The sequence below is a fragment of the Flavobacterium sp. GSB-24 genome, from assembly GCF_027924665.1.
Lineage (GTDB): Bacteria > Bacteroidota > Bacteroidia > Flavobacteriales > Flavobacteriaceae > Flavobacterium.
On sequence record NZ_AP027043.1, the window covers coordinates 4505878 to 4520301 of the forward strand.

Genomic DNA, 14424 nt, shown 5'->3' on the forward strand with positions numbered 1-14424 from the left:
GTTAAAAACTTACTAATAAATCGTTTTCGCGAAGATTCAGTTCCTGTTTTTCATTGTTGTTTTGGTTTTGGTTACGAAGTATTGGTTATTTTTTATGTATCTACGAATTAATCGCAATTAAGTATTATTTTAATTACTTTCAGTCCATTTAATTTCCCAATTTTTGATTAATTCTCTTTCATTAGATTCATCAAATTGAGTATTGTTTACAACTGATTTTCTAAAGGCTTCTAAAAACATTTTCCATCTCGGCCAATAGAATCCTTTGTACATTCCCTGCCATGATCGGGAAGCATAATCATTCAAATGACCTTCTCCACCCCAAAGCGTAATTAGTGTTTTTGCATTTTTTACATATAATTTTGAAACCTCTGCTGAACTTCCGTAATCAGAAGCCGATTTTACCCATTGATCTAAACTATTTAATGGCTGCCCAGACATCATTTTATCAATCTCCAAAGCTTGTTTTTCTATTTTTTTAAAAAGCTGGTCTCCTTTGATAACATCTTTCTGCTGATACGCTTTTACACATTTCATTAAATCCTCATCAATACACAATGAATAATAATGTCTTGAAATATCAATTAAATCGTAGTTAATGAAATTCTTTTTATCATACTTTGCAGCTTCTTTGTGAAGGATATCCAAAGCTTCTTTTAATTTTTCCTTATCTCCAGGATTTCCTTTAAATTCTGTAATTGTGGCCGTTGGGCGTTTAAATAACAAATACGCTCCAGCCCTATCATTCCACCAGCGAGTTTCCCAGTATTTCACATTATAAACAGATTCTAGTAATAGTTCCCAAGCTTGAAAAATAGATTGAGTATGTTTTTGTCCATATCTCGCATGTAAATATTTAGTCAGCCAGTCATTAAGAGGCTGCTCTCCTTTAGTCCACGCAAGATCATATATGTATTCATAAACAATTGAATTATTATTTAAGCCTTCGGGCATTGCCCCATAACCCACAATATTTCCTCTATTTGGATTCTGCAGCAAACTTGTCAATTCATTTTTATAGAAATTTAAATCTCCATATACAGGATTTGATCCTCCATAATTATGGACATAACCATAAGTCCATTGTTTACCATAAAAAGCTTCTTGATTTTCCCATACCTTATACCTGTCATTGGCATAATCCTGAACCATCAATCTGTCATTTGGAACTTTGCTTAAAAATGCGCTGGTTGCCTCTTTTGTCCAAAACTCTTTATTGTCTCCAAAAAGCCATCCCTGCATTACCCATACTGCACCAGGAGCTGCTTCATTAATAGTTTCGTAAATTGCACTTCCGTAATTAGAAAGTTCTTCGTATTTATTATTCTCAGAAACAGGAGGTTCAATTTCATTAAAAGAATCTGCTAAGTAGAAATTAGATGCGCCATACTTTTGGGTATAAATTTCAATAAAACGTTTTCCTATTTTTTTAAACAATGGATCTTTGGAATCTAATAGAAAAGTGCTTGCAAAGCCGCCTCCCGACCAAGATTTTAATTCTGTTATTTTAGCCTCAGTATGTTTTTCGGCAAAAGCTTTAGGCACATAACCACTAAAAGCAGGAACAACAGGATGCATGTCTAAGGCTCTCATCCTTTCCAATATTTTCTTTTGCAGCTCTTCTTTTTTACTAAACCATTCTTTTGGCAATGGTCCTTCTAGACTATTAATATTCCCCATTCGCTGCCATGGCAGATAGGCTGGCCCTGCAAAATGGGCTTCTAACTGATTGCTGGTCAAGCCATACTCTTTCCATAGTTCCTGCCATACTGCTTCCTGACCTTCCATTGCGGTAGGAAGATTTATTCCGTGCATCGCCATCCAGTCTATTTCTTGTTCCCATCGTTTCCAATCCCACCATGGTGTCGTATAACCAAAAGTACAGGCATTTAAATATTCTCTATATTGAAATGGTGTCTCACTCTTTTTAGAATATTTTGGCCATGTCTCGGGTAAATGAATTCTATTTCCTTCCCAGCTGACTAAAACTGCACCTATATCCCTAAGAAAATTATAAGCAGCATAGCAGACAGCAGTATTATTTGATGCTTTTATTTTTACTTTATTGTTTGTTGTTTCAATTTCAAACCAATCTAATTTATTCCCTTTGTTTTCAATAATGCTTAATTCGAACTCGCTGGCACGATTACCTATAAGTCTTTCAATTACCTTTTGGGCACTTTCTATTTTTTCTTCATTTTTACAGTATACTTTCACTACACAAAAAAACAGCAGCATAAAAAATGGTACAATTCTTTTTAAAGAACCGTGCTTTTTATTTAGAAAATTCTCTTTTTTCATATCAATCACATATTTATTAAATTGTCTTAAAACATTTCTAAAACATAAATAAGGGAGATTAACTATTTAATCTCCCCCACAAAACAAACCAAACAAAAATCTATTACTAATAATTAACAATTCTTATTTAATAAAATGTAGAGCAAAATAATGGGCTCTGAACTGGAAAATAAAATTATGTATAAGACTATCAGAAAAGATGGATTCATCAATCAAAAACATAGACATATTTTACAGTTTGTTTATTTAAAAATGGTATTGTTGAAAATACATATTAAAGGAATTGTTTATTCATTCTATGATTGCCGAAGAAAAGGTTTAAATCTTAGAGACTAAAAAATGATACTATTTAGTTTTTTGTGTAAAAACATTTTTTGACCTTGTAAAAATTCCTGAAAAGTTTTTTGACAAAATCGATGCAAAACTTAGAATTTAAAATATGATTGATTTAAAAAGTAAAGTTCTGTCGAAAAATCAATTACATTTACTTTAATCTACTTTAAAATACCAAATTTAAAAATGAGATATTAAGTATTAAAATTTTAAATCATTTACTCTTAATTTTCCAATTTCTAAATAATTGATCTATTTAATTGTTAAATATTTTATTTTGTTTAATTATTTTAAAACAATGTTAAACAAAATAGAATTGTTTATTTAATTTAGATTTCAATAATAAGCTTTCCTTGTAATAACACAAAACCCCAAATTAAAACGATACTTTGGAGTTAATATTAGCCACAAATTATGAAACACTTTAGCTTATTAGTGTAACAAAAATGTTTAATAAAAAATTAGATTTGTCAAACAAAAACCTAAAATAAATTGCTATGTATCAAAATGTGAGGATCTTAAAAGATATAGTTGACCATACACCATTGCCTATCGCAGTTTATACAGGTGATAATCTAAAAATTGAGCTTGCCAATACTGCTATGATTCAACTTTGGGGGAAAGGCAATAATGTAATAGGCAAAAATTATCTTGACATTCTTCCTGAGATTAAAAAAGATTCTTTTTTTGATGAGGCACTTAATGTACTTAAAACTGGAATTCCCTTTCATGCTCAAGACAAAAAGGTAGATCTAATTAGTAATGGCGTCACAAATTCATATTATTTCAATTATAGTTTCATTCCTCTTATTGATGAACAAGGAAAAATTTATGGAGTAATGAATACTGGCGCAGATGTAACTGATTTACATATGGCTACGCAACAGGTTCAGAGTGCAGAAGAAAGGCTTAGAATTGCAATAGAGTCATCTGGAATGGGAACTTATGAAATAGACCTTGTAACCAAAAAAATCAAAACCTGTGGGAATTTCAATTCTATATGCGCTATTGAATCAGAAATATCCACTGAAGAATTAGTCGCAAAACTTCATCCGGACGATTTAGCAGCTCGTGAAAAAGCACATAAAGAAGCTGAAAGCACAGGGAAAATATGTTATGAAGCTCGAATTGTAAATAAAGATAAATCCATACGATGGACAAAAATTAATGGCAAGATTATTAAAGATGAAAATGGAATTCCAATCACTATAATTGGAATTATTCAGGATATTAGTGAGCAGAGGCAATTTGAAGAAGAATTAAAAAAACAGGTTGCTTACAGCACCGAAGAACTAAGGAGATCAAATGATGATCTACTTCATTTTGCAAATGTAGTAAGTCACGATCTAAGAGAACCTGTAAGAAAAATTAAAATTTTCAATACTCTTTTAAAAAATGAAAAAGAAATTAATTTTAATGAGAGCAGTAAAAAATATCTCCATAAAATAGACCAGTCTACACTTAGAATGAACAATATAATAGAAGGTATTCTCAGCTACTCTACTATTGATAAAACCAAGCAGTCAATTGAAAAAATTAATCTCAATGAAGTTATTGACGGTATAAAAACAGACCTAGAACTGATTATAAAAGAGAAAGGCGCAATATTGAGTTCTTGTGACCTGCCCGAAATAGAAGGAGCGCCTATTCTTATTACACAGCTTTTTTATAACCTTATACAAAATGCATTAAAATTCTCAAAAGCAGATGAGCCGCCAAGAGTTATTATTACTTGTGCAAATACAACTTTAAATGGTGAAGATGCTGTACAAATTGTCGTTAAAGATAATGGCATCGGACTCGACTCTGTTTTCGCTGAAAGGATTTTTAATGCTTTTGAAAGATTAAATTCTAAAGACGAATATGAAGGAAATGGACTCGGGCTTTCGCTTTGCAGAAAAATAGCAAAAAGACATCATGGTACAATTACAGCCACCGGAGAAAAAGATAATGGAGCCGAATTTACAGTAACGCTTCCTTTAAAACAAACAACACAAAGTATATAATATTGAATAAATATTTTTGATTACGGTAATTAAGATCAAAAATTATAATGGCTAAAATTTAGAATCATTCTATTTGTACTAATCACATGATAGAAGACATTTTCAGTTAATTTTATTTGGATATAAAAGTGAAAAATAAATGATATAGACAAAAGCCTGCCCAGAATGAAACATAATTATAAAATAGGGAATTTCTTAAAACTTATTTCGACTGGACAAATAATTTACATGAACTATGAATACTGAAAATCATTATATCAATAGAAGCGGCTGGTTAAGGGCAGCTGTCCTAGGTGCAAACGACGGAATCTTATCTACTACAAGTTTAGCAATTGGTGTAGCTGCAGCGAGTGTAACAAGAGAACCTATTTTACTGGCTGCAACGGCTGGTTTAGTAGCTGGTGCCCTTTCTATGGCAGCAGGCGAATATGTATCTGTAAGCTCCCAGGCTGATGTTGAATCTGCTGATCTTAAAAGAGAAAAAGCAGAGTTGGAAAATATGCCAGAACTTGAACTTGAAGAACTGACACATATTTACATTCAAAGGGGACTAAATAAAGAATTAGCAAAACAGGTCGCTCATGAACTAACCGCTCATAATGCTCTTGAAACTCACGCAAGAGATGAACTAGGAATAAATGAAATTACGCAGGCCAATCCATTAATGGCGGCATTTGCATCGGCTGTTTCATTTATTATTGGAGGTATTTTACCGCTTGTAGTAGCTATTCTCGCTCCTAGTAAACAAATGGTATTTTATCAATATGGTTTTTCAATACTTTTTTTGGCACTATCTGGAATACTAGCTGCAAAGGCAGGCGGATCAAATATTTTAAAAGCAGTAATGCGTATCTGTATCTGGGGTACTTTTGCAATGGCAGCATCTGCGCTAGTTGGCTATATTTTTGGAGTTCAGACCGCTTAAAAAGTTAGGATTTCAATGTAATATAAATTTAATCAAATCTTAAGCGATAAAAAAAAATAAGATCCCTTCTAATTCGTTATTTCGTATATACCTAAAAACAAACTGAATAATGAAGCTTATCGCAATGTTTCTCCTATTAACATTTATGTCTCCTGTAAATTGGGAACCTGACTTTAATAATGCAAAAAAAATTGCAAAAGAAAAGCACGAATTAATTCTTTTGAACTTCTCTGGTTCAGACTGGTGCGGACCCTGCATCGTAACGCGCAAAGAATATTTTGAAAGTCAGGTGTTCACAGATATGGCAAATGAAAATTTAGTACTGGTTAATGCTGATTTTCCAAGAAAAAAGAAAAACATCGGAACACCCGAACAGGTTAAGCGTAATGAAGGGTTAGCTGAAATATATAATAAAGAAGGCAGTTTCCCTTTAACACTTCTTCTGGATGCTGATGGCAAAGTAATCAAAACCTGGCACGGAAAACCTGAAACCTCACCTGAACAATGGACTGCCGAAATAAAAGCGATCTGTGAAAGCCGAAAATAACATATTCAAAAAGCAAAAATATTCTCAATCCCTAAAACTCATGGGAAACAACTTTACCATTACAGTTGTAGCTGAAAATGAGAAAAAAGGAAATGAGAATATTAATCTTGCTATTGAAGAAATCAGGCGGATTGAAAAGCTGCTGACTACTTATAGCACAGATAGCCAGACCAATCTGATTAATGATAATGCAGGAATTCAGCCTGTAAAAGTAGATCCGGAAGTTTTTAATCTTATTGAAAGATCCATTGGAATTTCGAAAATCACACAAGGTGCATTTGATATCTCTTACGGAAGTATCGACAAAAGTCTTTGGAATTTTGACAAAACAATGACCACACTTCCTGATGCACTGACAGCAAAAAAAATGGTGCACCTTATTGATTACAGAAATATCATGCTGGACAAAGAAAACTCAACTGTATTTCTAAAAGAAAAAGGAATGCGGATTGGTTTTGGAGGTATTGGAAAAGGTTATGCCGCTGAAATGGCCAAACAGATCCTTTTAAAACAAAATGTTCAAAGCGGCATTATAAATGCCAGTGGAGATCTATCTGCGTGGGGATTACAGCCTGATGGAAAAAAATGGACAATTGGCGTAGCAAACCCTGACTCTCCAAATGGTGCTTTTTCGTACATGGAAATATCCAATAAAGCAGTAGCAACCTCTGGCAACTATGAAAAATTCGTAACCATTAATGGAAAAAAATATTCGCATACCATTGACCCAAAAACAGGGCTGCCAATAACCGGAATAAAAAGTGTTACCATTATCGCTTCTAATGCAGAATTTGCAGATGCAATGGCAACTCCAATAGCAGTTATGGGAATTAAGGCAGGCTTATTTTTAATAGATCAGATCCCTGATTTATATTGTATTATTATCGATGACAGCAATAAAATTTACACATCAAAAAACATTAACCTGAAATGAAAAAGCCAAAGCAAAAAAAACTGGTACTGTTCTGCAGCATTGCTTTTACAGCTATTCTGTTCACCTCTTGTACTTCGGTAAAAGAATACCAGAAGGGAAAAATCAACGATTCTGAAATGGTACTTTCTAATCGAAAAATCGAAAAGACAGAACTCAGTTTTCAATCCTACCGTGAAGGAGCTTCCGGAGCAAATTCAGGAAAAAGCGGTGGCGGCTGCGGGTGTAACTAATTTTCATACTATAAAAAAATGAAAAGAATATTCATAACAGGGTTTGCTTTGTTGGCATTATTTCAGACAAAAGCACAAAATGTTCCTACTGATTCTATTAGTTATAAAAGCAAAAAATTAAAGCTGGAAGAAGTAAATCTGGTTTCCAGTTATTATAAACAGGATGGAGATAATTCTGCCGTTACTGGAGGTATTGGTTCTGAGCACCTTACAGATATAGCAAATACTATTGATGTAAAATTAGTAAAATACGGAGAAACTGGAATTAAGCACACTTTTGATATCGAAGCTGGTATAGATCACTATACCTCAGCATCATCAGATATGATTGATTTGAGTGCCAATTCATCTGCATCATCTTCAGACAACCGCTTCTATCCTTCGTTGACTTATTTGAGAGAGAATGAAGAAAAAGGAAGAACATTGGGAATTGGAGTTTCATCATCAACGGAGTTTGACTACCAGTCCTTTGGAGGAAACATCAGCTTCTCACAAAAAACAAAAGACAGAAACGGAGAATTTACAGCTAAATTTCAGACCTTTATAGATCAGTTAAAATTAATTGAACCAGTCGAGCTCCGCCCTCCAGGCCAGGAAGGCTATGGCAGCGCCAACCGTAATACTTTTGCAGGAACTTTAAGCTACTCGCAGGTTGTAAACAAGAACCTGCAGGTAATGCTTGTAGGAGATGTAATCAGCCAAAATGGATACTTAAGCCTTCCTTTTCATAGAGTTTATTTTGTAGATGGCTCGGTGCATCAGGAAAAAATGCCGGATACCAGATTCAAAATTCCATTGGGAATCAGAGCCAGTTATTTCTTGGGAGACAATATAATTATTCGTGCTTATTACAGATATTATACTGACGATTGGAGCTTAAAAGCGCATACTGCCGATATTGAAATTCCTGTGAAATTAACCCAGGCTTTTTCAGTCAGTCCTTTTTATAGATATTATACACAAACAGGAACTAAATATTTTAAACCATACGGAGAACATACTGCAGCTGATGAATATTACACCAGCAATTATGATTTATCTAAGTTTAACAGTAGTTTCTTTGGAATGGGAATGAAATTTACGCCTCTAAACGGAATTTTTGGACTTAAACACTGGAATACATTAGAACTCCGTTACGGGCATTATACTAGAACTACTAATATGACTTCGGATATTATCAGCATTAATATAAAATACAAATAAAAGATAATCAACCACTTAAAAAATAAAATAAATTTAGGCACGCTTCTTGTTTATTCTAAATACAGTAATGAATTAAAAAAATGAAATTATGAAAACTTTAAAATATTTATTGATTGGAATCGTATTCTTTTCTTTTAGTCAATCTCAAGCACAAGTATCTGTAAATGTAAATATAGGAACTCCTCCTGCATGGGGTCCGGTGGGCTACACAGATGTTCGCTACTATTATCTTCCAGATCTTGAGACTTATTATGATGTAAGCACGTCAAATTATGTGTACTTAAACAACGGAAGATGGGTCAGAACAAGAGCGTTGCCTGCTGCCTATAGAAATTATGATCTTTACAATGAGTACAAAGTAGTTTTGACAGATTATAGAGGAGACCGTCCTTATGACAATTTTAAAACCCATAAGTTAAAATATGCAAAAGGTTATAAAGGAAAACCTCAAAAAACAATTGGTCCAAAACCTGGTAAAGGGAATAATGGACATCACGATAGTGGGAACCATAATGGAAATGGTAAGGGCAAAGGAAATGGGAAACATTAATGCAAAAGAGGCTTTGGGGAGCCTCTTTTTTATATAAAATATCTAGAATATTTATTAGCAACCAAGGAAAAAACACTTCATTGTGAAGTGTTTTTTTTTGTATAATATGTAAAATTGTAAATCTTTTACATCAAAGAAAAAACATTCCATCCACAGAGTACTAAAGAAATTATCATCAAAATTTTGGATGTCTTTTTTAGATAAGCAGCCTTTTTAGCTTTTGAAAAGATAATCGCCGTTATTGCTAATGAAAATATTTCAATAACTGTTAAAAGAAAAGCATCTTGAATACATTCGGGAAACACACTAAGATAAGCTGTCTTGCAATCTTCAAACTCAGTGTAGATTTTGCTTATATATATCCACCAAATTTTATCTAGAACATTAATGGCAAGCAATAATACTCCCATACTATAAATAATCGTTTTGTATCTAGATTTCATAATCATACGAATTAAGCTTTAGAAAACCTCAAAACTGCACATTGCTGTGACAGTAATGAGGCTCCGCTAAAATATTATACAATAGTAGATTCAAATTGTTTAAGGTCTCGGGTATTTTTTTGCACAGCAAGGGCCGAGAACAATCCTAATACGAATGACATTCCGAAGAAACCTTTTTCACTCAATAGTAAATTAGCATTCCACAAACCAATTATAAGTAAGACTATAGAGGCAATAGTACTAAACCAGCTTATACTGTAATATAAGTCGGTTACTGGTATTCCTTCCAGCTTGTCACGCACACTTTTTTGTACTGATATTACAGAAAAAAGACCAAAGAGAAGAATTGTAAAATAATAGCCTTTTTCGTTATAAGCCATTTCCGAATTGTAAAGACCAATACAATAAGAGGTCATACCAATAATTAATGTCATCCAAGATGCTCCCACAAAGGCAGCGCTCGGTTTTAACGGATTAAATCCATTGTTTGATTTTGCATTTTTTGATTCTGAATTGTTGTTTGATTCATTTGATTTTAGCGGTTCCATAATTTTATGTTTTATAATTATGAGACAAATTTCAGGATGAAGCAGGAGTTATCAAAATCAATTTCCATATAAAACTGACGATATAAAATACATTTTATTATTTTTACCTCAATAAAAATCTTATTTATGAATGCACTCCAAGAAATATCAAACATAATGAATGAGAATGATAAAAAGGCATTCATACAGTATTTATCAAGAAAAAACAAGCGAAAAGATGCAGGTAATATCGCTTTATTTAATTCTTTAAAAACTGACGATATAAAACTTAACAAAAAGAATTCATTAGATACAAAAAGTACAGATGCGTATCATGCCCTTAGAAAAAGACTTTATGACAACATGATTGACTTCATGGCTAATCGAAGTTTTGAAAATGATACTTCACAAGAAAATGCAATACTTCGTCTTATTGTTGTGAGCCGCCTATTTTTTGAACATAAACTCGAAAAAACGGCTTTCAAATGTTTGGCAAAGGCTGAAGAAATTGCAGTCAACTTGGAACATTTTAGTCTGCTTAATGAAATATATCTGACTCAGATACAGTTTGCCCACTTCGATCTGTCACAGCCAATTGAAAAAATAATACAGAATTTCAAAGCAAATAAAAAACAGCTCGAATACGAAGAACAGCTTAATTTGGGCTATGCTGTTTTGCGACGCGAACTGGCTGCTATTTATCATGAAAGCCGGATTGTAGACTTCCAGGCGCTTATAAAAAACACTATTGAAACATACGGAATTTCTTTAAAACAAGGATTAACTTTTAAATCTCTTTACCAGATCTTATTCATTGCCAATGAGTATGCTTCTATAAACAACAATTTCTCGCTTATACAGCCATTTGTTCTTAAGAGCTATCGCTTCATTAGTAAAAAAGCAGATTTGACAAATAAGCATTTGTACTATCATATCTACATATTATATTTTATAGCGAACTTCTATTTTAGAAATGGTCAATTTAAAGAATCTTTAAGCTATTTGAATTCGTTGTTTACACAACTGAATAATCAGTCTGGTAAGTATTATCAGCGTTTTTGCCTGAGATATTTTTTACTGCTTTCTTTCAATGAAAATTATCTTGGAAATTTTCAAAAAGCGATAGAGACTGCCGAGAAGTCTTTAACTTTAAATAAAAAGACAGATCCTAATGACAGTAACGATATTCGTTTGATGCTGATCGTTTTTTATATACAGCAAAATGCAGGACGTAATGCCGTAAAAGAAATGGCAAAACTAAACCATACCGACAGCTGGTACGAAAAAAAAATGGGAATGGACTGGACAATCAAAAAGTGTCTTGTAGAAATCTTGCTTCATGTACAGGAAGAAAATACAGAACTGGCAATATCGCGTATAAAAAGTTTTAAACGCCGTTACAAAAAATATCTTTTAACGGTAAATGAAGAGCGAGTTGTGCAGTATCTCTTATTTGTAGAACAATATGTACTGAAACCAGAAATTATAAAAACTGAAAAATTTCAAAAAACAATTGAAGATTTTATCATTACATCTCAAAACGGACCTAAGGATATTTTGATCATGAGCTTTTTGGCATGGCTGCTCGCAAAAGTACGACAGAAGCCTATTTATGAGACAACTTTAAATCTTTTAACTACCTATTTTCCTGCCTGAATTTTCGATCAAGTAATCGTAATTTTGATTCTCTAGTATTTGATGATTTTTTGTTTATTTACAAAAAACAAACCTGCAGCAAGCAACTGCTGCAGGTTCAACATTAAGTAATCAACCAGGGCAGTTATTTACTGCCTTTACTATTAGATGTTGAGTCTGTTTTTACACTAGTACTTCCTTTTTGCGTTGTTCCGTCAGATCCAGAACCTGTAGAACCTTCACCAACGGCACCGGTTGTTCCATTTGTACTAGTATTTGTGGTGTCAGAATTTGGTCCGACAGTATCAATAGTTGTTTCGGTTGAATCAGCACTATTGGTATAAGTATTATCTTCAGCAGCATTTTCATTCTTTTTACATGAAGAAATGACCGCTGCAAATAAGAAGATTAATATCGAGGTTTTGAATATAGTTTTCATAATTTTTATTTTTTAGTTATTATTCAAAGTTATTTCTCCACACTCTTTTATTGTTACATTATCGATCTCTAGATTTTATATATTTCATACATATATCTGAAAATCAAACAACAAACACTATAAAATTATTTTTACAGAAGAATCTCCATTTATTTTGTACTCTGCTAAAGTTTTGGATTTAGATTCAGGTTCGATTTTTTTCTTATTTTGGAAAACTTCAAAATCGATTTTACTTTTCTCATTTAGTAGAATTTTAAAATTGCATTCGAAATCCGCATTTCCTAAAACTTTAAATGTTATTGTTTTTTTTACTTTTTTAAAATTTACAATTGGATAATCTGTAAAAATTAAAAAGTCTTCATTTCTTACTTGATGATATTGTCTTGTCATGACTCCAAAACCCACGCCAGCTCCATAAACTTCCTGCCCTACCTGTCCGCTTTTTTCCCATCCATTATAAAGATCTTCTAGCGGAATCCAAAATGTTTTGCCTATTTCGCCTGTTTTAGCTTCGTCTGAAACCATCTCAGGAGGAAGTTTGGTTGGATAATAATAAGGAAATCTGCTGATAGCATATTTTAAGAATTCTGGAATAAGAATTTTTAATGCAGGTTCAAGATCTATCGATTCGGCCTGTATTAAATATTCTGATAGCGCTGCGTATACTTCCATTTCTTCGTATGCGGCAGTATAAGGTGCTTCGTTAAGAGGAAAAACAGAAAAGTAATTTGGGTAATTTTTCCCAAATCCGTATTGGCAATCCCATATCTGCATATTTTTGAAAAGACAAGCCAGACAAGCGTAACTTAAATCCAGGTATTCTTTTTTGTTCGTAATTTTATATAATTCTAAAAGTGCTCCAGCAGAAAAAGCGGTATTATTGGCTTGATAAAAAATACTAAATCCACAGCCTATGAGTTTCTTAACTGCTTTTTCAGCTTCATTTAGATAACGTTTCTCCTTTGTCAAGCGATACAACAGCAACATTAAATGTGCATATGATCCCGGCACATCCTTTTCCCCTCCCTCTCCAGGAGCAGTTTCCTTTTTAACAACTTCAAGAGTATCCATTTTATAAAATACCGGCCATTCATAATCAAAATGATGCGCAACCTTAATGGCAAATTCAACAGATTTTAAAACGAGATCTTCTGCTTTTTTTTCGCCATTCAAAGCGAGTCTTGTCAAATTCATGAGAGGATGATGCAGGTACCAGGAATCCATTACCATTTCCTTCTTTTGTTCTTCTGACTTATCAAGTTCTTCAATAAGTTCTGGAAGCCATCTGTTTATTGTCTTTATTTTAGGATCATAAAACGAATCTATTCCTTCGAGCAAATCATTATAAACTGGATGTGTTTCTCCGTACCAGAGGGTTAATTCATTAAGAGGCATTAATACGGCGAGCTGAACCATAACTTCTGCCGGAGTATCGTAATCGCACAAATAAGCATTTAAAAAAGAGTTTCCTTTTGTCTGAGTCCAAGATCCTTTATTATGATACAACTCGTCCAGACAATTTTGGGTAATTTCAGGCCAGTTGTGATAAATGATTTCAGGATGTGGTAAAACGCAATAAACATCTGCCAAATTTCTAATAAACTCTTGTGTTTCTTGTATTTCATTTTCAATTGTATCTTCAGAAAATAAAACATAGGCATCTGATATTACATAGGCTTTATCTGAAGGCAAAGGTTTTTCTTCTGTTATTGGTAATTGAAAACCAATTTCAGGCCAGCTTCCGCCAACAGTATTTTCTAATGATGTTTCTGTTGCCTCACAATATTCGCTTATAGAGCCCAAATCTTGAAAGTAAAAAAAAGAACCTCCTTTTGGTTTGGTCATACTTGCAAAAAGTAGTCCAGACCTTGAACCTATTTGATTGGTATGGATGGTTCCATTTGTATTGGCAACATTTCCACTTTGGGTTACAGGAATTATATCTCTTGGCCAAAATGGAATCATAAAAGGCTGATTAGCTTTAAATGTAGTTTTATAATGAAGTAAAGTTTTATCAGAATTCGGAAAAGAAATAGCTGTGCTGTAAGTGCCCAGTTTTGTTTCTAAATTAATTATGAGTATTTCCTCGTCATCAAATAGATTTGTGACTTCAAAACAACTATTCATAGCAAATGCGGCACGAAAGGCCATCTTTACCTGATTTGGCCAAATCACCAAAATCCATAATGAATCGCCTGTATTATAAACTTGGAAAAAATAGTTATGAAATTCCTTTTCCCATATTAAAACGCTGTTTTCTAAATCGGCCTGCACTGTGGCTGCCCATGGTGAAATTGTATGCATACATCATTTGTTTAAGATAGCATTAATGGTAAATTTTGAAATTTTGT

At 33.1% G+C, this 14424-nt stretch carries 13 protein-coding genes; 8 read left to right on the forward strand and 5 right to left on the reverse strand.

Annotated features, from left to right (window positions below; genetic code table 11):
* Positions 1-129: 129 nt before the first annotated feature.
* The gene (locus tag QMG60_RS19045; protein ID WP_281866065.1) at positions 130-2301 is read right to left on the reverse strand and encodes an alpha-N-acetylglucosaminidase; all 2172 of its coding nucleotides are present in this window, start codon (positions 2299-2301) and stop codon (positions 130-132) included.
* 830 nt (positions 2302-3131) lie between these two features.
* Here QMG60_RS19045 and QMG60_RS19050 point away from each other — a divergent pair.
* The 7 genes from QMG60_RS19050 to QMG60_RS19080 all read left to right on the forward strand — a co-directional run bounded on the left by QMG60_RS19050 (position 3132) and on the right by QMG60_RS19080 (position 9029).
* On the forward strand, positions 3132-4640 hold the full coding sequence (locus tag QMG60_RS19050) for an ATP-binding protein (protein ID WP_281866066.1): 1509 nt from the start codon (positions 3132-3134) through the stop codon (positions 4638-4640).
* A gap of 235 nt (positions 4641-4875) precedes the next feature.
* Entirely contained in the window at positions 4876-5565 is a 690-nt protein-coding gene (locus QMG60_RS19055; RefSeq protein ID WP_281866067.1) for a VIT family protein, read from the forward strand.
* Between the two features lie 109 nt (positions 5566-5674).
* Positions 5675-6112, forward strand: coding sequence for a thioredoxin family protein (locus QMG60_RS19060; RefSeq protein WP_281866068.1), 438 nt, complete (start codon positions 5675-5677; stop codon positions 6110-6112).
* Positions 6113-6152: 40 nt separating this feature from the next.
* A complete protein-coding gene (locus QMG60_RS19065) occupies positions 6153-7046 on the forward strand; it encodes an FAD:protein FMN transferase (RefSeq protein ID WP_281866069.1) in 894 nt (297 codons plus the stop codon).
* Positions 7043-7276 carry a DUF4266 domain-containing protein gene (locus tag QMG60_RS19070; protein ID WP_057116344.1) on the forward strand — a complete coding sequence of 78 codons (234 nt, stop codon included), beginning with the start codon at positions 7043-7045 and terminating at the stop codon, positions 7274-7276. Before QMG60_RS19065 ends, QMG60_RS19070 begins: the two co-directional genes overlap by 4 nt.
* An 18-nt stretch (positions 7277-7294) precedes the next feature.
* On the forward strand, positions 7295-8479 hold the full coding sequence (locus QMG60_RS19075; protein WP_134140271.1) for a DUF3570 domain-containing protein: 1185 nt from the start codon (positions 7295-7297) through the stop codon (positions 8477-8479).
* A gap of 88 nt (positions 8480-8567) precedes the next feature.
* Entirely contained in the window at positions 8568-9029 is a 462-nt protein-coding gene (locus tag QMG60_RS19080) for a hypothetical protein (protein WP_281866070.1), read from the forward strand.
* Between the two features lie 125 nt (positions 9030-9154).
* Here the strand turns inward: QMG60_RS19080 and QMG60_RS19085 are convergent, their stop codons facing one another.
* Together QMG60_RS19085 and yiaA are read right to left on the reverse strand one after the other, a co-directional pair.
* A complete protein-coding gene (locus tag QMG60_RS19085; protein WP_134140270.1) occupies positions 9155-9472 on the reverse strand; it encodes a hypothetical protein in 318 nt (105 codons plus the stop codon).
* Between the two features lie 74 nt (positions 9473-9546).
* The gene (gene yiaA / locus QMG60_RS19090) at positions 9547-10020 is read right to left on the reverse strand and encodes an inner membrane protein YiaA (RefSeq protein ID WP_134140269.1); all 474 of its coding nucleotides are present in this window, start codon (positions 10018-10020) and stop codon (positions 9547-9549) included.
* Between the two features lie 126 nt (positions 10021-10146).
* Between yiaA and QMG60_RS19095 the strand changes: the two genes are divergently transcribed.
* Positions 10147-11655, forward strand: coding sequence for a tetratricopeptide repeat protein (locus QMG60_RS19095; protein WP_281866071.1), 1509 nt, complete (start codon positions 10147-10149; stop codon positions 11653-11655).
* Between the two features lie 124 nt (positions 11656-11779).
* On the opposite strand, the gene QMG60_RS19100 is transcribed toward QMG60_RS19095, so the two are convergent.
* Positions 11780-12073 (reverse strand): hypothetical protein, encoded by a 294-nt coding sequence (locus QMG60_RS19100; RefSeq protein ID WP_057116350.1) that lies wholly within the window; start codon positions 12071-12073, stop codon positions 11780-11782.
* Between the two features lie 117 nt (positions 12074-12190).
* Positions 12191-14377 carry a hypothetical protein gene (locus QMG60_RS19105; RefSeq protein ID WP_281866072.1) on the reverse strand — a complete coding sequence of 729 codons (2187 nt, stop codon included), beginning with the start codon at positions 14375-14377 and terminating at the stop codon, positions 12191-12193.
* Between the last annotated feature and the right edge of the window lie 47 nt (positions 14378-14424).